Below are 19388 nucleotides of genomic sequence, written 5' to 3' on the forward strand. Positions count from 1 at the left end.
GGCTCAGGCGACCGGACGCATCCGGCCCCAGTGCCACCAGGGGATGGAGAAGCCGAGTTGGTCGGCCCAGCCGAAGAACTTCTCGCTGCGCGGGTAGTACGTGCCGTACCAGAACAACGGCACCCACTCGGTGTCCCGCGCCCACACCTTCTGGAGCTCCCGGTAGTGCTCACGGCGCTCGGCGCGGGTTCCGGCGTTGCGCGCGGCCAGGTAGGCGGCGTCCACGTCGGCGTTGCGGTGCATACACATGTTGTTCTGCCCGCCGGTGGAGTACTTCGTCGCCGTGATCTCCGGGTCCGGCGCCATCGAGCCGCCGACGATGATCAGGTCGAAGTCATGCTGGTCGCGGACCTGCCGCGCCCAGTCCACCGAGGAGAGGCCGGCGAAGGTCGTCTCGAACCCGACCGCGCCCAACTGGCGGCTGATCATCTCAGCGATCGGCCGGTGACCGTGGAACGTGTCCATGTAGAACATGGACAGCCGGCCCCGGACACCCGAGGAGTCTGCGGTGACACCCGCCTCATCCAGCAGCGTGCGGGCCCGCTCCGGGTCGAAGCGGGGGGCCTTGGCGTCGGCGTTGAACGCCCATGATGAGCCGATCAGGTAGTGGCCCCAGGCCTGGGACACCCCGGGGTCGCCCAGTTCGGCGATCTCGTCCCGGTTCACCGCGTGCGCGATGGCTTCCCGTACCCGCTGGTCCTGCCATAGCTCGCGCCCGTGGTTGAAGTCCAGCAACGCCATGCCGGGGCCCCGCCGCTTGAGGACCTCGATCCCGGGAACGCCCTCCACCAAGCCCAGCCGGTCCCGGGTGACGGTGTCCTGCGGCGCGAAGTGGGCCTCGCCCCGGGCGATCATCCGGGCGCACTCGTCGCGGTCCGCGACGATCTTCAGGATGATCCGGTCGATCTCCGGCTGCGGCCCCCAGTGGTTCTTCACCGCCTCCAGGATGATGTGCTCACCCGGAATCCATTCGGCCAGTCGGAACGGGCCCGAACCCACCGGGTCCAGGTTGTGCGGGTTCGTCGCCCAGTCCGTTCCCTCGTACAGGTGCCGGGGCAGGATGTGCGCGAAGATGAAATTCCCCAGGAGTACGAGGAATCCCGCGTTCGGGGTGTGCAGGTGGTAGTCGACGGTGTGGTCGTTGACCGCGACGATCGTCTCCACGTCCCGCAGGAACATCCCACCCTGGTAGCCCATCTTCTTGGCGTGCAGGTGGGTGTAGACGATGTCGTGCGCGGTCAGCGGGGTGCCGTCCTGCCAGCGGGCGGCCTTGTTGAGGTGGAAGCGCCAGCGACGCGACCCGTCCAACTGCTCCCAGTGGGTCGCCAGATCCGGGAACGGGTTCACCTCGTACCACTCGTTCAGCACGACGCGGTTGTAGATGTTGTTGCAAGCCAGATAGCCGGCGCTGCCTGTCACGTTCCGGTATACGTCATTGAACTCCACCGCGTCATGCGGGGTAGCCACCACGAAATCTACGGACATGCGTGCCTCTCTGTTCTGTTGTTCGGTGACGGCTACAGGGCGTCGCCGTGCGGGCACGGCGGCAGGCCGTCGGTTTCCGTCGGCCACCGGCGTTGCAGCATTCGCGGCTTGGCCCGCTCGATCCGGGGGTCCGGCACCGGCACCGCGGCCAGGAGTTCCCGGGTGTACGGGTGCGCCGGCTCGCCGATCACCTGTCCGGTCGGGCCGAGTTCGACGAGCTGACCGCCGTACATCACCCCCACCCGGTGGGAGATGTCGGCAACCACGGCAAGGTCGTGGGCCACGAACAGGTAGGAGACCTGCCGTTCCCGCTGCAACTCCTTGAGCAGGCTCAGCACCTCCGCCTGGACCGACACGTCCAGCGCCGACACCGGCTCGTCGAGCACGATCAGCTTCGGATTCAGGGCCAGTGCGCGGGCGATGGCGATGCGCTGACGCTGGCCGCCGGAGAACTCGTGCGGGAACTTCCGCAGGCTGGCGGCGGGCAGGCGTACCTGGTCGAGGAGCGTCCGGGCCCGCGCGCCGTCCACCGGCAGCCGGTGGATCCGCATCGGCTCCGCGAGCAGGTCCGCCACCGTCATCCGAGGATCCAACGAGGTGTACGGGTCCTGGAACACCACCGAGATCTCCTGCTGCAACGCGCGGGCGGTGGCGCCCTTGCGCTGGGAGACATCCTGGCCCAGGAACAGCACCTGACCCGAGGTCGGCTGCTGCAACCCGAGGATGGTCCGCAGCAGCGTGGTCTTACCCGACCCCGATTCCCCGACGATGCCGAGCGTCTCCGCCGGGCCGACCGAGAACGAGGCGGAGCAGAGGGCGTGCACGATGGCCTGCCCGCGTCGTCGGGCCGCCCTGGGAGCCCGGAAGTGCTTCACCAGGTCCGTGACCCGCAACAGTTCGGCGGACCCGCCGATGGGCGTCTGCGCGCTCATTGCCCCTCCCCCGCCTGACTGGTGATCCGGGGTGCCAACGACAGCAGCTTCCTGGTGTAGTCCGACTCCGGGTTGTCGAAGATGGCGAAGACGTCCCGCTGCTCGACGATCTCGCCCTGGTACATCACGGCGACGCGGTCCGCGATGCCGGCGACGAGGGCCAGGTCGTGGGTGATGAAGAGCATCGCCGCGCCGGTACGTTCCCGGGCCAACGCCAGCGTCGCCATCACCTGGGCCTGCACGGTGACGTCCAGGGCAGTGGTCGGCTCGTCGGCGATGATGAGATCCGGATCGTGCACCATGGCCAACGCGATCGCGATCCGTTGGCGCATTCCGCCGGAAAGCTGGTGCGGATACTGGTCGAGCCGAGCCTCCGCGTCCTTGATCGCCACGCTCTCCATCAGCTCGATCGCGCGCCGTCGCGCCTCGGCCCGTTTGACCGTGCCAGCCAGTGCCATCGAGTCCGCGAACTGGGCACCGATGGTGAGCACCGGGTTGAGGGTGGTCGACGGGTCCTGGAGAATCATCGCGATCCGCCGACCCCGGTATTCGCGCCACTGCGCGAAGCTCAGACCACTGAGCTCGGCGCCGTCGAAGTTGATCGACCCGCTGCCCACCGCGTTGCTGGGCAGCAGCCCCACCATGGACAGCGCGGTGAGTGACTTTCCGGACCCGGACTCACCGACGAGGGCCACCACCTCACCCGGCCTGACCTCCAGGTTGACGGCGTCCACCGCGATGTGTTCACCGAACCGTACGGAGAGGTCCGACACCTTGAGCAGCGGCTTCTGCAATGGTGCCGGATCGCCGGACACCGGATGCGGCTTGCGCCTGCGCAGCCGGCGAGGTGTCGCCAGCGGGTTGGTGGGCGAGGACTTCGGGTTGAAGGCGTCCCGCAACCCCTCGCCGACGTAGTTGACCGACAGCACGATCGTGACGATCAGCAGACCCGGGAAGTAGAACAGCCACGGGCGGGTCAGCACCGCCGACTGTGCGTTGGCGACCAGCAAACCCAGTGAGGTGTCCGGGGGCTGCACACCGAATCCGAGGAAGGACAGGCTGCTCTCGGCGAGGATGGCCACGCCGAACATGAGCGTTCCCGACACCACGATGTGGTCTGACGCGTTGGGCACCAGGTGCCGGAACATGATGCGGATCGGACTCGCCCCCATCACCCGGGCCGCGTCGATGAAGGCCAACTCGCGCATTCCGAGCACGACACCTCGGACGAGGCGGGCGACCGACGTCCACATCAGCGCGCCGAGGACCATGGCCAGGCCGAGCCAGGAGACGCCCTTACCCGCGACGAGCGAGCCCAGGAACGCGGCGAGCGCGATGGTGGGCAGGGTGAGCACGAGGTCGACCGTGCGCATCACGGCCGCGTCGACGAACCGCCCGAAGTAGCCGGCCGCGACACCCATGACGACGCCGATGACACAGGCGATGATCGTGACCGAGCCCGCGATGAGCAGCGACTGCTGCATGCCCCGCAGCACCAGCGCGAACAGGTCACGGCCCAGGGTGTCCGTGCCCATCGGGTGTTGCAGGGACGGGGACTGCGACAGTTCGGGGGTGATGTCGGTGTGGTCGTAGGGCCACAGCGGCGGCACGATGACCGCCGCGAGGATGACGATGAGCAGGACGGCAAGTGCACCCATGCCCACCTTGTGCCGGACGAACCGTCGGAAGGTGACGGCCATCTTCGACGTCCCGGCCGTTGGCGCGAGATCGTTGGCCAGCTCAGGACTTTGCATAGCGCACCCGAGGATCCACAAGGCCGTACAGGATGTCGGCGATCAGGTTGAATACGACCACGGCGGTGGCGGCGATGAGCAACCACGCGAGTACGGCGTTGGTGTCGCGGGTCGCGATCGACTCCAGCAGGAAACCGCCCATTCCGCGCCACTGGAAGACCGTCTCGGTGATCACCGCACCGGAGAAGACGACCGGAAGGTCCAAAGCGACGATGGTGACGATCGGGATGAGCGCGGGACGGACCACGTACGACCTGACGATCCGTCCTCGGCTGAGGCCCTTGAGCACGGCGAACCGGACGTGGTCGCCGGCCAGTCCCTCGGCGACCGCCGCACGCTGGTAGCGGCTCCAGGTCGCGAAGTGGACCAGGGCCAGCACCAGCGTCGGTAGCACCAGGTGCCCGGCGATGTCCGCGATCCGGGCGCCTATCGCCTCCGGTTGTGGCACGGAGACCGCACCCACCGTGTAGAAGAGCTGATAGCCGGTCGCGTCGTTCAGCCCGATCGCCCACTGCTTGAACAACACGGCCAGCCAGAACGACGGCAGCGCGAGAAGCACGAACGCGGTGGGAGTCATGATCAGGTCCGGCCAGCGGCGCTGGTGCAGTGCCGAGACCGTGCCAGCGATCAGGGAGAGGACGAGTGCGAGCACGATGGCCAGCACCACGAGCCGCAGTGTGACGCCGACCCGGGTGCCCAACTCGGCCCCGATGTCCCGGGTCGCGATGGTCGACGGGCCGAAGTCTCCGGTGAGCACCCCGCCGAGCCAGTTCAGGTAGCGCACGGGGAGGGGGTTGTTCAGCCCCAAGCGCTCTTCCTCAGCGGTGATCACCGACTCCGGGACCGGCGGCTGCCGGTCCCGGAGCTCAGCCAACGGGTCTCCCGAGACCGAGATCACAGTGAAGATCACGACGGAGGCGAGCAGCAACACCAGGACGGCGCTGGCGAGCCGTCTAAGGATCAGCCGAAGCATGGCCTCGCTCCTCCTTCCCTCGGGAAGATCTGCATGTTGGGTACCGGGTCCCTAGACGGCGCGGATTCTGCCCCAGTGCCACCACGGCACCGAGTAGCCGACCTGGTCGGACCAGCCGAAGAAGTCCCGGCTCCGGGCGAAGTAGGTGCCGTACCAGAACAGCGGCACCCACTCGGTGTCCCGGGCCCAGATCTCCTGAAGCCGGCGGTAGTGCTCACCACGCTCGGCGAGCGTGCCCGCGGTGCGCGCGGCCAGGTAGGCGGCGTCCACGTCGGGGTTGCGGTGCTGGGCCATGTTGTTCTCGCCCCCGGTGGAGTACTTCGGGGCGGTGATCTCCGGGTCCGGTGCCATCGAGCCACCGACGATGATCAGGTCGAAGTCGTGCTCGCGGCCGATCCGGCGCGCCCAGTCCACCGACGACAGGCCCTCGAAGTTCACCTCGAAGCCGATCGCGCCCAACTGCCGTTTGATCAGCTCGGCCAGCGGCTTGTGGCCGTGGAAGCTGTCCATGTAGAACAGCGACAACCGGGCCCGTACGCCGGACGCGTCGGCCTTCATGCCCGCCTCGTCCAGCAGCGCCCGCGCGCGTTCGGCGTCGTGGGCCGGCGCCTTGGCGTCCGGGTTGAACGACCACTCCACCGAACCGAGCAGGTAGTGGTCCCAGGCCTGGGACACTCCGGGGTCGCCGAGTTCGGCGATCTCCGCCCGGTTCACCGCGTGGGCGACCGCTTCCCGCACCCGCTTGTCCTGCCAGATCTCGCGGCCGTGGTTGAAGTCCAGCAGCGCCATGCCCGGCCCCGGGTCCTTCAGCAGCTCGATGTTGGCCGTGGCCCCGTCGAGCAGGTGCAGCCGGTCCTTGGTCAGGGTGTCCTGCGGGAAGTAGTGCGCCTCACCCCGGGCGACCATCCGGACGCACTCGTCGCGGTCCTTGACGATCTTCAGGATCAGCCGGTCGATCTCCGGCTGCGGGCCCCAGTGGTTCTTGACCGCTTCCATGATGACGTGCTCGCCCGGAATCCACTCCGCCAGTCGGAACGGACCGGAGCCCACCGGCTTGAGGTTGTGCGGGTTCGTGGCCCAGTCGGTTCCCTCGTACAGGTGCCGGGGCAGGATGTGGGTGAAGATGAAGTTGCCCAGCAGGACGAGGAATCCGGCGTTGGCGGTGTGCAGGTGGTAGTCGACGGTGTGGTCGTTGACCGCCACGATCGTCTCGACGTCCTTCATGAACCGCCCGCCGGTGTAGCCCATCTCCTTGGCGTGCAGGTGGGTGTACACGACGTCGTGCGCGGTCAGCGGCGTGCCGTCCTGCCACCGGGCGGCCTTGTTCAGGTGGAAGCGCCACCGGCGCGACCCGTCCAACTGCTCCCAGTGCGTCGCCAGATCCGGGAACGGGTTGATGTCATACCACTCGTTCAGCACGACCCGGTTGTAGATGTTGTTGCAGGCGATGTAGCCGGCACTTGCGGTGGTATTGCGGTAGACGTCGTTGAACTCAATCGCGTCGTGTGGGGTCGCCACCACAAAGTCGATCGTCATCCGGTTCCTCTCTCGCTGAGCAGAGAACTACTTACGAAGTCCCCACTGCTCGATATTCATCGTGGTTCCGTACTTGCTGGGATTGATGAAGATGTTGCCGAACTTGCTGGGATACGCGGCCATCTGCGGACTGGCGAACAGCGGCAGCACCACACCGTCGGACATGAGCGTCCGGTCGATCTCATTCATCAGATCGATCTGCTTCTGCGGGTCCAGCTCCGTCGCGGCTGCCGCGAAGAGTCGATCCGCCTCCGGCGACGAGTAGCCGAACGAGCGGGCGGCCTTGGTGCCGTACCACTGCTGGAGGGAGAGCGAGCCCAGGTCGAGGGCGGTGCCGGTGGCCATGATGTCGAAGCTGCCCGCCCGCAGCGCGGGAGAGTAGCGGGCGCCGTCGGCGGCGTCGATGGTCACGGTGATGCCCAGCGGCTTGAGCTGCGACTGGGTGATCTGCGCGAGTTCCATGCGAAGGACATCGGTGGACAGGGTCAGCATCTTCAGGTCACGCAGCGGCTTGCCGTCCGGGAGGATCAGCTTGCCGTCGGTGATCTTGTATCCAGCCTTCTCAAGGATATCGAGAGCAGCCTTGGTGTCACCCTTGCCGATGTTGAGCTCTTCGGTGTTCTCACGGTAGGCGGGGATGCCACCCACCTTCTGCCCGGGCACGTACACACTGCTCTTCGAGGTCGGCTGATCCGGGGCGAACTGGCCCACGGTGCGCTTGCGCATATCGTCCAGGTTGAGCCCGGTGGAAATGGCCTTGCGTAGCGCCGGGTCGCTCATCACGTCGCCGGTGGTCTTCATGCCGAGGTGGAAGTAGGTGAGCGTCGAACCGAGCAGGACGGTCATGTTGTTCATGGCCCTCACCTGGTTGACGGTGTCGACCGTCGGGTTCTGGTACGCGAGGTCGATCTCACCGTTCTGCAGCGCGGTGATCTGTGCGCCCTGACCGGCGATGTAGCGGGTGTTGATGGTGTCCAGGTGCACCGGGTCGCCGTACCACTTGGGGTTCTTGACCATCGTCATCGAAACGCCGTCCTGGTATTCCTTCACCAGGTACGGGCCGCCCGAGAACTTCGGCACGTTCTTGCCGAAACCGTCGTTGAACGAGGTCGCCAGGTTCCCGTACGACGCGGCCACGTGCGCCGGCAGGATGTAGTTGAACAGCGCCTGCCACTGGGCGAACGGCTGCGAGTAGGTCATCGTCACCGTCTTGCCGTCCGCGCTGGTGTCGACGGACGTGATCAGCGAGTAGCCCTCGGTGAAGGCGGCCTTGCACTCGGCGCACTTCTTCGGGTCCTGCACGGCCTGCGTGTACTCGAAGTCCTTGCCGGTGATGGGTGTGCCATCGGACCAGACGGCCTTCGGTTGGATCTTGTATTCGACCTTCATCGGGTCGGTGCTGACCACCTCTCCCGATTCCAGGAGTGCCTTGTTGAGCACCACGGTGGTGTCCGGGTTGGTCAGGAACGGGTGTGGATAGAACGGCCACTGCTGCTGGCGCTGGCCGGTGGTGTCACCGGCGGCCGACAGCGGGTTCCAGTCCACGGGGGCGCTGGCAGCGGCGATGGTGAGCGTCCCGCCGTCCGTGACCTCGGTCGAAGAGGTCGGAGCGTTGGGCTTGTCGTCGGCGATCTTGGTGCAGCCGGCCATCCCGGCGAGCGCGGCAAGCGCGACAACGGCCACGAGGCGTCGAGGGGTTTTCACTGGCACACGTCCTCTGAGCTGAATGAGTGGTATGCGGCTTTCGTTGAATGCGGCGCGACTCAGGCGGCGGCTGCCAGGGTGGCTGGACTCCGCAGCAGGAACCCCGAAGTGCGAGGTCAACGCACATGAAGCTAAGTTCGGGTTATGTTCTGGTCAACAGAGAAATGTCCATGGACATATTAGCCGGCGGGTTGTTTGACCAGCCACGACATGTTCCTCGGCTGACTCCGACCCGCCCCTGCCCCCGGAAGGACCCACAGCGGGCGAGCGCTACGCCCCGGTTCGACCCCCACCTGAGGCACTACAGTCAGCACCGGCATGCCCCTTCGCCCGAATCACTTCTGGCGCACACCGTCATCAGAGGACACAAACCGTGACACCACCGGCGCCGCTGGACAGCGAGGAATGCCTGCGGCTCATTCAGTCACAGCTCACGCTGCGTACCGCCAACGCGCTGGCTCGCGCGATCATCGACATGATCGCCTCGGGCGAACTGCCGGCACAGTCCCAGCTGCCCACGGTGCGGGATCTGGCGACCCAGTTGGGGATGAGCCGATCGGCCGTGGCGCAGGCATGGAAGACCCTCAGCCTGCGGTACGTGATTGAGACCCGGCGTCGGGGTGGCACCTTCGTCCTGGGGCCACCGCAACCCCCGCGGGCCCGACGGTTCGACAGCATGGTCCGCACGTCGTCAACGATGCCGATCGACCTGGGAAACCTGCGCAGCGACGACCTGACGCCGCCGGATCTGGCTCCGGCTCTTGAGTACGCGCTCGGCAGCCCCGCCCTGCACAACACCTTTGCCGATCCCATCACGCCCGAGCTGGCGGCATCCGTCCGGCCGTACTGGCCGTCCGAGACCAATCACTTCCTCGCCACCCACGGCCCCATTGACGCCCTCGAACTGGCGCTCACCTCGGTGGCTCGCCCCGGCGACCGGGTGATCATCGAGTCGCCCAGCCAGGCGCGGGTGCTCGACATCCTTGAGTCCATCGGCGCCACCGCCGTCCCGATCCGGTACCAGGCGAACGGCCCCGACCTGGACCAGTTGCGGGTGGCGTTGATCAGCAAGCCGGCCGCGATGATCTACCAGCCGAATGGGAGCGCCCCCTCGGGCCGGACCGTGGACGACAACTGGATCGAGGCCGCTGCGGCGCTGCTCCGCGACGAGTCGTTTCCGATCTTTGAGCTGTCACTGACCCCGCTGATGCGGTCTCGACAGCGGTCCCTGGCGAACCACCTGCCGAGCCGGGTCGTCCACATGCAGAGTTACAACTTCTTCTTTGGCGCGGACCTGCGCGTCGCCGTGGTCGGCGGCGGCCCGGAATACATCGAAATGATGTGGATGCGGCTCACCTACTCATCTCGATGGGTCAGTCGAATTCTCCAGCTCGCGTTGGCATTCCAATTGACCGACGCCAGAGCGAAACGCCACACGAGTAAATTCGTCATCGAGTGCAGACGGCGACATGCCGCATTCAGCCAGGCCCTCGCCAGCTACGGGTTCGACGTTGAAACGACTGACGGACCGCACATCTGGCTGCCCGTTCCCGACGAGCATTCGGTCTGTACACGACTCAGCCGGCACGGCATCGTCGTACACCCCGGCAGCTTCTTCGAAGCGGGACCGGTCCTGCAGCAGCACGTGCACATAAACGGCACCGCACTGGGCCGTGGCCTGGACCCCACGGCCCGATTGATCGCCGAGGCGTGTCAGTTGCCCGCGAAGGTTGGCGAGATCTCCTCAGTCTCGGTCCACCGGTGAGTGCCGGGTTGTCGGTAGATCAGCTTGCCGTTCTGCCGTGTCAGTCGTCGACGTACGGGCAGTGCCGGCAGCCGCGACCGCAGCAGATGCCGCGCCGGGCCAGGAAACCCGCGCTGAGCACGAAGAGGCCACTGGTCGGGTCAAGGTAGCCGGCCTCGCCGGCGGTCAGGGCTGCGGCGTGCGCGGCCAGGATCCGCTCCCGTTCCGGGTGCTCCGGCGGCAGCCGGGACGGGTGGGGCTCGGTCAGCGGCCGGTCCGCCAGCGGTCGCCGCTCTCCGGTCACCGGCGCAGTCTAGACACGCGTTCGTCGCCCCTGTTCCAGGCCGGTCGACGCGTCGGCACGGACCGGCTCGGGGGCCGGGACGGGGCGCCGAGCCAGATCGGCGAGGAACGCCGACTCGGCCAGCGTGTCGGTGCCCTGGGTGAACACCACGCCGGTGGCGCCGGCCGTTAACCGGTGGCGTCGGTCCGGGCGGGGCCGGCAGGCTGACCCGATGGACCATCGCCGGGCCGGGCGCCCGCGACGCGCGTCAACCCCCGGGGCGTCGCCGACGCCAGCACGGCGTTCGCTGACGCGGGCCGGGGAGCCGACGTGACGCAGCAGGCGACCACACCTGTCGGGGGTGCCGCCCCGAGACGGCCCTCGCTGCTGCGCAGCCGCAACTTCGGGCTGCTCCTGGCCGGGCAGACGGTCAGCGAGCTGGGCACCCGGGTCTCCAACGTGGCGGTTCCGCTGCTCGCCGTCGGCACGCTCGACGCCAGCGTCTTCCAGGTCGCGCTGCTGACCGCGCTCGCCTGGCTGCCGTACCTGATCTTCTCCCTGCCCGCCGGGATCCTCGCCGACCGGGTCGACCAGCGGCGGCTGATGGTCGCCTGCGACCTGGGCCGCGCGGCGTTGCTGCTGTCGGTGCCGGTGGTCGCCCTGGCCGACCTGCTCACCCTCGGCTTCCTGTACGCGGTGGTCGGGATCTCCGGCGTGCTCACCGTCCTGTTCACCGTGGCCCACAAGAGCATGCTGCCGAGGCTGGTGCCGCCGGACCGGCTCGTGGACGCCAACGCGAAGCTCACCGTCAGCCAGGATTCCGCCGAGCTCGTCGGTCCGACGATCGGCGGCGTGCTCGTCGGGCTCGTCGGCGCCGCGAGGACCTTCGTCGTCACCGGCCTCGCCTTCGCCGTGAGCGGGTTGACCCTGCTGCTGATCCGGGAGGCCCCGGGCGAGCCCGCGCCCCGGCGCGACCGGGTGCCGCTGCGGGTGGAGATGACCGAAGGGCTGGGCTTCATCCGCCGCCAGCCGATCCTGCGCAGCATCCTCGCCTGCACCACCGCCTCGAACTTCTTCGTCATGGCGTCCGGCTCCATCGAGGTGGTCTTCCTGCTCGAGGAGCTGCACGCCACGCCGGCGCTGGTCGGGCTCGTCTTCTCGGTCAGCGCGGTGGGCGGCCTCGTGGTCGGCGCGTTCGCCGGCCGGTTGACCGCGTGGCTCGGCTCGGCCCGGGTGATCTGGGTGGCGATGGCCGCCCCGGGCCCGCTCTACCTGCTCATGCCCCTGGCTCGGCCCGGCTGGGGGATGCTGCTCTACGGCATCGGCCTGGCCGCGTTCTCCGCCAACGCGGTGCTCTACAACGTGGCCACCCTGACGTACCGGCAGCGGATCACACCGCCCGCCCTGCTGGGCCGGGTGAACGCGGCGTTCCTCTGGGTCTGTTTCGGCGTGATCCCGCTCGGCGCGCTCACCGGCGGCGCGCTCGCCAGCCAGCTCGGGCTGCGGCCGGCGCTGTGGATCTGCGTCCTCGGCACGTGGAGCGCCGCGCTCTTCGTCGTCCTCTCCCCGCTGCGGCGGATGCGGGACATGCCGGCGGCCTGACCGGTCGATGCCAGCCCTGGCTCCGGGCGGAACCCGACGCCGGCCGATCAGGTCGCACGCTGCGCCGGGTGGCCCCGGGCACCGGGCCGTCTTCCGTGCGCACGGAAGCACGTTGGCTTTCCGCCCCGCCCGGCCTATGGTGGCTGCATGTGTTCGACCGGTCAGCAGATCAGCACCGCCGTCGTGGTGACGGCGGCGCCCGCTGCTGTCTGCCGGTGCGCCCTGCGGGTGAACGTGGCGACCCGGGTGGTGCGATCCGCGGTCGCACCGTCGTGCGCCGGCTCGGTCGCCTCCCGACTGCCGAGCCCCGCCGGACGTGGCCCTCCGTGAACCGATTGCAACTCTTGCGAACGGCCACCAGGGCGAAGCTATCCAGCTTCGGCCTTTTTTCTTTTTCCCGAGGAGCTACGCCATGACCACGCCCACCCAGTCCAGCGAGCAGAAGTGGCTCGACGACCTGCGTACGACACTGACCAACGACTTCGAGGCGCAGACCGTCCGGCTGACGCAGCTCACCGCCGACACCGGCGACCCGGGCGAGGCGCACACCCAGAGCGCGCTGATCGCCGCCACCCGGCGGAGCATCGAGCAGGTCAGCGGGGCGCTGCGCCGCCTCGCCGAGGGCCGCTACGGCATCTGCGAGCGCTGCTCCGCCGCGATCCCCCGGGAGCGCCTGGAGGTGCTGCCGCACGCCCGCTTCTGCGTGCCCTGCCAGCAGAAGCAGCAGTGACGTACGCGGGCTGCCGTGCCGGCGCACGGCACGGCAGCCCGTCGGGTCACCCGAACCAGGTCATCGCCTGCCCGTGCGGGCTCGTCCAGGCGAGTGGCCGGCCGTCCAGCGCGAGCACGTTGTACAGCGCCTCGTCCGGCGGCTCCGGCAACGCGTCGTGGGGCAGCACGTCCGGAGACTCGTTGGAGATCCAGTGGCCGGGCAGGCGGCGTACCGCGTCGGCGAACGCCGCCCGGCGCGGCGCCGGCACCTGGTAGAGCACGGAGGTGTGGAACACCACGAGCGTCGCGCCCGCCGGCGCCCGCGTGGCCAGCGCGGGCAGGTCGTCCGCCAGGTCGCCGCGGGTGAGCAGCGGCGGGTCGGCCGCGGCGACGGCCGCGGCGGCCCGCAGCCGGGCGCGGCGGTGCGTGTGCTCCGGCCAGATGAGGGCGTCGAGCCAGGCCACGTCCGCCGGCTCGGTCACCCGCAGCGGATTGAGGTCCAGGCCGGCCCGCCACACCACCTCCGGTAGCCGGTCCGGCGGGGCCAGGCCGGAGGCCGCGCAACCGAGGACCGGTTCGCCCGCGCCGAGCGCGTGGTCGCCGTAGCGGTAGGCGTACCGGTCGGGGTAGAGGCAGAGCCCGGCGGACGCGCCGACCTCCAGCAACGCCAGCGGCTGCGGCAACGCGGCGAGCACGGGCAGCAGTACGGCACACCGCCCGGGCTCGTTCGTCTGGGTCGCGCGGGTGCGCAGTTCCGCCTCGATCGCCGGCCAGTTCGCCAGCGCGAAGTCGCGGAAGGCCGCCGGGTCGTCGACCGGCCCGCCGAGCAGTCGTACGACGCCGAACAGCAGGTTCGGCTGCCGCCTGGCCGGCGGGAGCGCGGCGAGCAGGGCCAGCAGTTCGTCGTCGCGGGAGACGACGAGGGACAGGCGCTCGTACGCCGGCGACACGCCGCGCGCCTCCCGGGTGGCGAACTCGACGTAGCTCTCGGCAATCGTCATGCTCCGATGATCGCAGTCGATGCCTCACGACCGGAGCCACCCCCAGGAAATGCCGGTGCAACAGCCCAGCGGGGATATGGGTCAGGTCCTCGGCCGCCACGCCAGGTAGGACCACGTGTAGACGCACAACGACACCGGCGCGCCCTCGATCACGCTCAACTCTCACTCCCCACGGCCACTGCGATGTGTAGGGCGGCCTGTGCGGGAGTGAGGTGCGTGGTGTCGACGACCTCGGCCTCGGCGTGCAACCACGTGCGGGCCGCCTCCGAATAGGCATCGAGGTACCTGAGACGAAATGGTGAAGGGACGGGATGTTCCCCCTCGATGCGCCCGCGAAGTGTGTCGCGGTCGGCATGGAGCACGAAGTGCCTCACCGGGATGGCATGTTGGGCGAGGCCAGCGCTGATCTCACGCCAGTACTGCTCGACCAGGACAGTCATGGGCACCACCAGAGTGCCGCCGGTGTAGTCGAGGACGCGTCGAGCGGTCTCGACGACCAACTGCCGCCACGGCGGCAAGTGCTGGAAATTGTCCGTTTCGGGCAGCCCCGGCGTGATGTCCATGAGTGTTTCGCCGACCTTCTCGGCGTCGAACACCCGCGAGCCCGGGATCAGTTGCTGCACGAGGGCACTGGTCGTTGTCTTGCCTGCGCCGTGGGTGCCATTGATCCATACGATCATGGGACTCGATGCTAACGCCGTGCCGCCGACGCGCCGGCCTTGTGGCTGGGCCTGCTTGTCGCGGAGCAAGCAAGGTGGGCCGGCGGATGTCCACCGGCCCACCTTGTCACTCGTACGTCAGCTGCAGCCGCTGGTGGAGCCGCAGCCCTCGCAGACGTAGCAGCTACCGGCCGGGCGCATCTTCGTACCGCAGGTGAAGCAGAGCGGCGCGTCGGCGGCCTTGCCGATCACGGCCTCCAGCAGTTCGGTGCTGGAACCCACGGACGGCGCCGGCTTGGCGGCGGCAACGTCGGCGGTCTCCTGCGCCGGCTGGGCGATCGGGCCGGTCTTCGGCTCGGTCGGCGCCTCGACCGGGGCGGAGGCGGCCATCGCGGTGAGGTCCGCACCGCTCGCCTCCGCCTCCGCCTCGGCCCGGAGCTGGGTGGCCCGCTCGCTGGCGGTGAAGATGCCCAGTTCCGCGCGGCGCTCGTACGGCAGGAAGTCCAGCGCCAGGCGACGGAAGATGTAGTCCATCACCGAGGCGGCCATCCGAACGTCCGGGTCGTCGGTCATGCCGGCCGGCTCGAAGCGCATGTTGGTGAACTTGCTGACGTACGTCTCCAGCGGGACGCCGTACTGGAGACCGATGGAGATGGCCACCGAGAAGGCGTCCATCACGCCGGCCAGGGTCGAGCCCTGCTTCGACATCTTGAGGAAGACCTCGCCGAGGCCGTCGTCCGGGTAGGACGAGGCGGTGAGGTAGCCCTCGGCGCCGCCGACGGAGAAGCTGACCGTCTGGGACGGGCGCTTCTTCGGCAGCCGCTTGCGCACCGGGCGGTACTCGACGACCTTCTCGACGACCTTCTCCACCTCGGCGGGGGCGGCCTCGGTGGCCTTGTTGGACTTCGCCACCGACAGCGGCTGGCCGACCTTGCAGTTGTCGCGGTAGATCGCCAACGCCTTGAGGCCCAGCTTCCAGCCCTCGAAGTAGATCTTCTCGACGTCCTCGACGGTCGCCTGCTCCGGCATGTTGACCGTCTTGGAGATGGCGCCGGAGACGAACGGCTGGACGGCCGCCATCATCCGCACGTGACCCATCGGGGCGATGGACCGCTCGCCCATCGCGCAGTCGAAGACCGGGTAGTGCTCCGGCTTCAGGCCCGGGGCGTCGACCACGTGGCCTTGGTCGGCGATGTGCTCCACGATCGCCTCGACCTGCTCCTCGGGGTAGCCGAGGCTACGCAGGGCGCGCGGCACCGTCTGGTTGACGATCTGCATCGAGCCGCCGCCGACCAGCTTCTTGAACTTGACCAGCGCCAGGTCCGGCTCCACGCCGGTGGTGTCGCAGTCCATCATGAAGCCGATGGTGCCGGTCGGCGCGAGCACGCTGGCCTGGGAGTTGCGCCAGCCGAACTTGTCACCGATCTTGTTGCCCTGGGTCCACTGCTTCGTCGCCTCACGGACGATCGCGGTGGCCACCGTGCCCGAGGGCTTGATCTCGTCGTTGGCGGCGGCGTGCTTGCGCATGACCCGCTTGTGCGGCTCGGCGTTGCGGGCATAGCCGTCGTACGCGCCGACGACGCCGGCCAGCTCGGCCGAGCGGCGGTACGCGGTGCCGGTCATCAGCGAGGTGATCGCCGCGGCGACCGAGCGGCCCTGCTCCGAGTCGTAGGGCAGGCCGGAGGCCATCAGCAGGGCGCCGAGGTTGGCGTAGCCGATGCCCAGCTGCCGGTAGGCGCGGGTGGTCTCGCCGATCTTCTCGGTCGGGAAGTCGGCGAAGCAGATCGAGATGTCCATCGCGGTGATGACGAACTCGACGGACCGGACGAACTTCTCCACCTCGAAGCCGCCGTCGGCGCGGAGGAACTTCATCAGGTTGAGCGAGGCGAGGTTGCACGAGGAGTTGTCCAGGTGCAGGTACTCCGAGCACGGGTTCGACGCGGTGATCCGCCCGGTCTCCGGGCAGGTGTGCCAGTCGTTGATCGTGTCGTCGTACTGCAGGCCGGGATCGGCGCACTCCCAGGCGGCCTGGGAGATGCTGCGGAACAGGTTCTTGGCGTCGATGGTCTCGATCACCGAGCCGTCGAGCCGGCCGCGCAGGTCGAAGCCGCCGCCGTTCTCCACCGCGGTCATGAACTCGTCCGAGACCCGGACGGAGTTGTTGGCGTTCTGGTACTGCACGCTGACGATGTCGGCGCCGCCGAGGTCCATGTCGAACCCGGCGTCGCGCAGCGCGCGGATCTTGTCCTCCTCGCGCGCCTTGGTGACCACGAACTCCTGGATGTCCGGGTGGTCCACGTCGAGGATGACCATCTTCGCCGCGCGCCGGGTGGCGCCGCCGGACTTGATGGTGCCGGCGGAGGCGTCCGCGCCGCGCATGAAGCTGACCGGGCCGGAGGCGTTGCCGCCGGAGGAGAGCAGCTCGCGGGAGGAGCGGATCCGGGACAGGTTCACGCCGGAGCCGGAGCCGCCCTTGAAGATCAGCCCCTCCTCCTTGTACCAGTCCAGGATGGAGTCCATCGAGTCGTCGACGGCCAGGATGAAGCAGGCGCTGACCTGCTGCGGCGAGGGCGTGCCGACGTTGAACCAGACGGGCGAGTTGAAGCTGAACACCTGGTGCAGCAGCATCCAGGTCAGCTCGTGGGCGAAGATCTCGGCGTCGGCCGGGCCGGCGAAGTAGCCGTACTCCTCACCCGCCGTGCGGTAGGTGGTGACCACCCGGTCGATCAACTGCCGCAGCGACCACTCCCGCTCCGGGGTGCCCACGGCGCCCCGGAAGTACTTGGTGGTCACGATGTTCGCCGCGTTGACGCTCCACGACTCCGGGAACTCGACGCCGCGCTGCTCGAAGTTGACCGAGCCGTCCCGCCAGTTGGTCATGACGATGTCGCGGCGCTCCCAGGCGACCTCGTCGTAGGGGTGCACCCCCTCGGTCGTCCAGACCCGCTCGATCTTGAGCCCCGCGCCGGCCTTGTTGCGTGCCCTGCTGGTTGTCACACCGTCCCCCGACATCTCATCCGCCCCCTCGTCCGCACGGCCACCCGCCGCCCGATCCGACTGTCAACAAACTGCGAAGAATTCAACTGGTACGGCCGGCGGCCTCGGCCGCGTCGGCCCCGGCGCCCTCCCGGGCGCGCGCGGCGGCTCGCAGCGTCTCGATCTCGCGCTCGAAGTCGGCGAGCGAGTCGAACGACCGGTAGACGCTGGCGAACCGCATGTAGGCGACCTCGTCCAGGTCCCGTAGCGGGCCCAGGATGGCCAGCCCCACCTCGTGGCTGGGGATCTCGGCGGCCCCCTTGGCCCGGACGGTCTCCTCGACCTTCTGCGCGAGCAGCGCGAGCGAGTCGTCGTCCACGGGCCGGCCCTGGCACGCCTTGCGCACCCCGCCGACGATCTTCGTACGGCTGAACGGCTCGGTCACCCCGCTGCGCTTGACGACCGCGAGGACCGCCTCCTCGACGGTGGTGAACCGCTTGCCGCACTCCGGGCAGGATCGCCGCCGGCGGATCAACTGGCCGTCGTCGGCCTCCCGCGAGTCGACCACCCGGGAGTCGGCGTGCCGGCAGTACGGACACCGCATCGCACCCGACCTCCTTCGTCGATCGCGGGCCCGCCGACCGCTCGCCGGGCACGCGTCAGCGCGACGGAGCCATCTGCCGATGGTCTTCGCCGTGTCGACGGTGCCGGAGTGCGGTGGGTAGTCGAACCCAACCTGTAGGCGACTTACGCCCGTGTGACTACTACATCTAGGGGTTGACCGTAGGCCGCTGCGGATCGGAGGTCAAGTTGGCCGGCGTGTCCGGCGCGTCACCCGACTCCGGGATCGACCGGCACCGCAACCCGCCGCAGGACCAACCGTCCGACGCCCCTGCGGGTTACCGGTCCGGCCGGTGCGAAACGGCCGACGATCGGACGAAAGTCGAACACCCGTTCGACCCGGCGTACCATTTATCAGAACACGAGTACGAGCGGAGCGGTTTTTCACCCCGACACGCCGAGCAAGGTCGTACAGATGTTTGAAAATGACCGATCTCACCTATACGGTCTTGAACAACCGGGCGCGGAATCCTCCGTCCACCGGTCACCTGCACCACCGCACGCACCAGCATCACCGCACACCAGCACCCCCGCACGCACCACGAGCCGCCAAGGCACCCAGCGCCGACCAGGGAGGACGGACGTGACCGAGGATCGGGCCAGCCGGCCGAAGAGCCCGCAGCAGATCACCGAGGCGGGACCGCCGGCCACCCGACGCCGGGGCGCCGCGCGCAGCCGGACCGGGCAGCCCGCCGTGCGCCCGGTCACCCCGGTGGTCAGTGCCTTCCCCGACCCCGCGACGGTGGATCTCACCGCCCGGCAGCGCCGGATCCTGGAGTTCATCCGCAGCTGGGTCGAGCGGCACGGCTACCCGCCGAGCGTGCGCGAGATCGGCGAGGCCGTCGGCCTGGTCTCGCCGTCCAGCGTCGCCTACCAGCTCAAGGAGCTGGAGAAGAAGGGCTTCCTGCGCCGCGACCCCAACCGGCCGCGCGCCGTGGACGTCCGGGCGCCCGCCGAGGTCGACGACGAACTGGCCCGCTCGCAGCGTCCCGCCCCGGCCTACGTGCCGATGCTGGGCCGGATCGCGGCCGGTGGCCCGATCCTGGCCGAGCAGGCCGTGGAGGACATCTTCCCCCTCCCCCGCGAGCTGGTGGGTGAGGGCGAGGTCTTCATGCTCCAGGTCAAGGGCGACTCGATGCTGGACGCGGCGATCTGCGACGGCGACTGGGTCGTGGTCCGGCAGCAGCCGACCGCCGAGGCCGGCGACATCGTCGCCGCCATGCTCGACGGCGAGGCGACCGTGAAGACCTACCGCCGCCGCGACGGGCACGTCTGGCTCATGCCGCAGAACCCGGCCTTCGACCCGATCCCCGGCGACGACGCCACGATCATGGGCCGGGTCGTCGCGGTGCTGCGCCGCATCTGATCCGCCACCGCGCCGGGTGGCCGCCGTCGGCGGTCACCCGG

At 68.9% G+C, this 19388-nt stretch carries 15 protein-coding genes; 4 read left to right on the forward strand and 11 right to left on the reverse strand.

Annotated elements, in window-relative coordinates:
* Nucleotides 1-3: 3 nt before the first annotated feature.
* From ABZ573_RS09130 to ABZ573_RS09155, 6 genes are read right to left on the reverse strand one after another with little or no spacing between them, the layout of a single operon-like run.
* Complete coding sequence (locus tag ABZ573_RS09130) at nt 4-1467, reverse strand: ABC transporter substrate-binding protein (protein WP_358116981.1); 1464 nt, start codon at nt 1465-1467, stop codon at nt 4-6.
* Between the two features lie 50 nt (nt 1468-1517).
* Nucleotides 1518-2417 carry an ATP-binding cassette domain-containing protein gene (locus ABZ573_RS09135; protein WP_358116984.1) on the reverse strand — a complete coding sequence of 300 codons (900 nt, stop codon included), beginning with the start codon at nt 2415-2417 and terminating at the stop codon, nt 1518-1520.
* Complete coding sequence (locus tag ABZ573_RS09140) at nt 2414-4117, reverse strand: dipeptide/oligopeptide/nickel ABC transporter permease/ATP-binding protein (RefSeq protein WP_358116987.1); 1704 nt, start codon at nt 4115-4117, stop codon at nt 2414-2416. The genes ABZ573_RS09135 and ABZ573_RS09140 overlap by 4 nt, the downstream gene beginning before the upstream one ends.
* Nucleotides 4118-4157: 40 nt before the next feature.
* On the reverse strand, nt 4158-5144 hold the full coding sequence (locus ABZ573_RS09145) for an ABC transporter permease (RefSeq protein WP_358116990.1): 987 nt from the start codon (nt 5142-5144) through the stop codon (nt 4158-4160).
* A gap of 51 nt (nt 5145-5195) precedes the next feature.
* Nucleotides 5196-6680 carry an ABC transporter substrate-binding protein gene (locus ABZ573_RS09150; RefSeq protein WP_358116993.1) on the reverse strand — a complete coding sequence of 495 codons (1485 nt, stop codon included), beginning with the start codon at nt 6678-6680 and terminating at the stop codon, nt 5196-5198.
* A 27-nt stretch (nt 6681-6707) separates the two neighbouring features.
* Complete coding sequence (locus ABZ573_RS09155; protein ID WP_358116996.1) at nt 6708-8504, reverse strand: ABC transporter family substrate-binding protein; 1797 nt, start codon at nt 8502-8504, stop codon at nt 6708-6710.
* A 253-nt stretch (nt 8505-8757) separates the two neighbouring features.
* On the opposite strand from ABZ573_RS09155, the gene ABZ573_RS09160 reads away from it, so the two are divergent.
* Nucleotides 8758-10149, forward strand: coding sequence for a PLP-dependent aminotransferase family protein (locus ABZ573_RS09160; protein WP_358116999.1), 1392 nt, complete (start codon nt 8758-8760; stop codon nt 10147-10149).
* A gap of 40 nt (nt 10150-10189) precedes the next feature.
* Here the strand turns inward: ABZ573_RS09160 and ABZ573_RS09165 are convergent, their stop codons facing one another.
* A complete protein-coding gene (locus ABZ573_RS09165; protein WP_358117002.1) occupies nt 10190-10432 on the reverse strand; it encodes a DUF5522 domain-containing protein in 243 nt (80 codons plus the stop codon).
* Between the two features lie 309 nt (nt 10433-10741).
* Here ABZ573_RS09165 and ABZ573_RS09170 point away from each other — a divergent pair, with 309 nt between their 5' ends.
* Both ABZ573_RS09170 and ABZ573_RS09175 read left to right on the forward strand, forming a co-directional pair.
* The gene (locus ABZ573_RS09170) at nt 10742-12013 is read left to right on the forward strand and encodes an MFS transporter (RefSeq protein ID WP_358117005.1); all 1272 of its coding nucleotides are present in this window, start codon (nt 10742-10744) and stop codon (nt 12011-12013) included.
* A gap of 412 nt (nt 12014-12425) precedes the next feature.
* Nucleotides 12426-12743: a TraR/DksA C4-type zinc finger protein gene (locus ABZ573_RS09175; RefSeq protein WP_151452426.1), complete on the forward strand. Its 318-nt coding sequence runs from the start codon at nt 12426-12428 to the stop codon at nt 12741-12743.
* A gap of 46 nt (nt 12744-12789) precedes the next feature.
* Here ABZ573_RS09175 and ABZ573_RS09180 read toward each other — a convergent pair whose 3' ends face one another.
* The 4 genes from ABZ573_RS09180 to nrdR all read right to left on the reverse strand — a co-directional run bounded on the left by ABZ573_RS09180 (nt 12790) and on the right by nrdR (nt 17964).
* Complete coding sequence (locus ABZ573_RS09180) at nt 12790-13725, reverse strand: DUF2332 domain-containing protein (protein ID WP_358117008.1); 936 nt, start codon at nt 13723-13725, stop codon at nt 12790-12792.
* A 155-nt stretch (nt 13726-13880) separates the two neighbouring features.
* The gene (locus tag ABZ573_RS09185) at nt 13881-14405 is read right to left on the reverse strand and encodes an AAA family ATPase (RefSeq protein WP_358117011.1); all 525 of its coding nucleotides are present in this window, start codon (nt 14403-14405) and stop codon (nt 13881-13883) included.
* A 117-nt stretch (nt 14406-14522) separates the two neighbouring features.
* Nucleotides 14523-17396, reverse strand: a complete 2874-nt coding sequence (locus ABZ573_RS09190; RefSeq protein WP_358117014.1) for a vitamin B12-dependent ribonucleotide reductase — start codon at nt 17394-17396, stop codon at nt 14523-14525.
* 67 nt (nt 17397-17463) lie between these two features.
* Nucleotides 17464-17964, reverse strand: coding sequence for a transcriptional regulator NrdR (nrdR, locus tag ABZ573_RS09195; protein ID WP_132232964.1), 501 nt, complete (start codon nt 17962-17964; stop codon nt 17464-17466).
* 600 nt (nt 17965-18564) lie between these two features.
* On the opposite strand from nrdR, the gene lexA reads away from it, so the two are divergent.
* Nucleotides 18565-19347, forward strand: a complete 783-nt coding sequence (gene lexA / locus ABZ573_RS09200; protein WP_151452422.1) for a transcriptional repressor LexA — start codon at nt 18565-18567, stop codon at nt 19345-19347.
* Nucleotides 19348-19388: the final 41 nt, after the last annotated feature.

It is taken from the genome of Micromonospora sp. NPDC007220 (genome assembly GCF_040634035.1).
In the GTDB taxonomy this organism is placed as follows: domain Bacteria; phylum Actinomycetota; class Actinomycetes; order Mycobacteriales; family Micromonosporaceae; genus Micromonospora; species Micromonospora reichwaldensis.

Excerpts from the sequence above, each read along its gene's own strand:
- ABZ573_RS09135 (WP_358116984.1), bottom strand. The coding sequence starts at position 2,417 with ATGAGCGCGCAGACGCCCATCGGCGGGTCCGCCGAACTGTTGCGGGTC.
- ABZ573_RS09140 (WP_358116987.1), bottom strand. The coding sequence starts at position 4,117 with ATGGCCGTCACCTTCCGACGGTTCGTCCGGCACAAGGTGGGCATGGGT.
- ABZ573_RS09145 (WP_358116990.1), bottom strand. The coding sequence starts at position 5,144 with ATGCTTCGGCTGATCCTTAGACGGCTCGCCAGCGCCGTCCTGGTGTTG.
- ABZ573_RS09150 (WP_358116993.1), bottom strand. The coding sequence starts at position 6,680 with ATGACGATCGACTTTGTGGTGGCGACCCCACACGACGCGATTGAGTTC.
- ABZ573_RS09175 (WP_151452426.1), top strand. The coding sequence starts at position 12,426 with ATGACCACGCCCACCCAGTCCAGCGAGCAGAAGTGGCTCGACGACCTG.
- ABZ573_RS09180 (WP_358117008.1), bottom strand. The coding sequence starts at position 13,725 with ATGACGATTGCCGAGAGCTACGTCGAGTTCGCCACCCGGGAGGCGCGC.
- ABZ573_RS09185 (WP_358117011.1), bottom strand. The coding sequence starts at position 14,405 with ATGATCGTATGGATCAATGGCACCCACGGCGCAGGCAAGACAACGACC.
- ABZ573_RS09190 (WP_358117014.1), bottom strand. The coding sequence starts at position 17,396 with ATGTCGGGGGACGGTGTGACAACCAGCAGGGCACGCAACAAGGCCGGC.
- nrdR (WP_132232964.1), bottom strand. The coding sequence starts at position 17,964 with ATGCGGTGTCCGTACTGCCGGCACGCCGACTCCCGGGTGGTCGACTCG.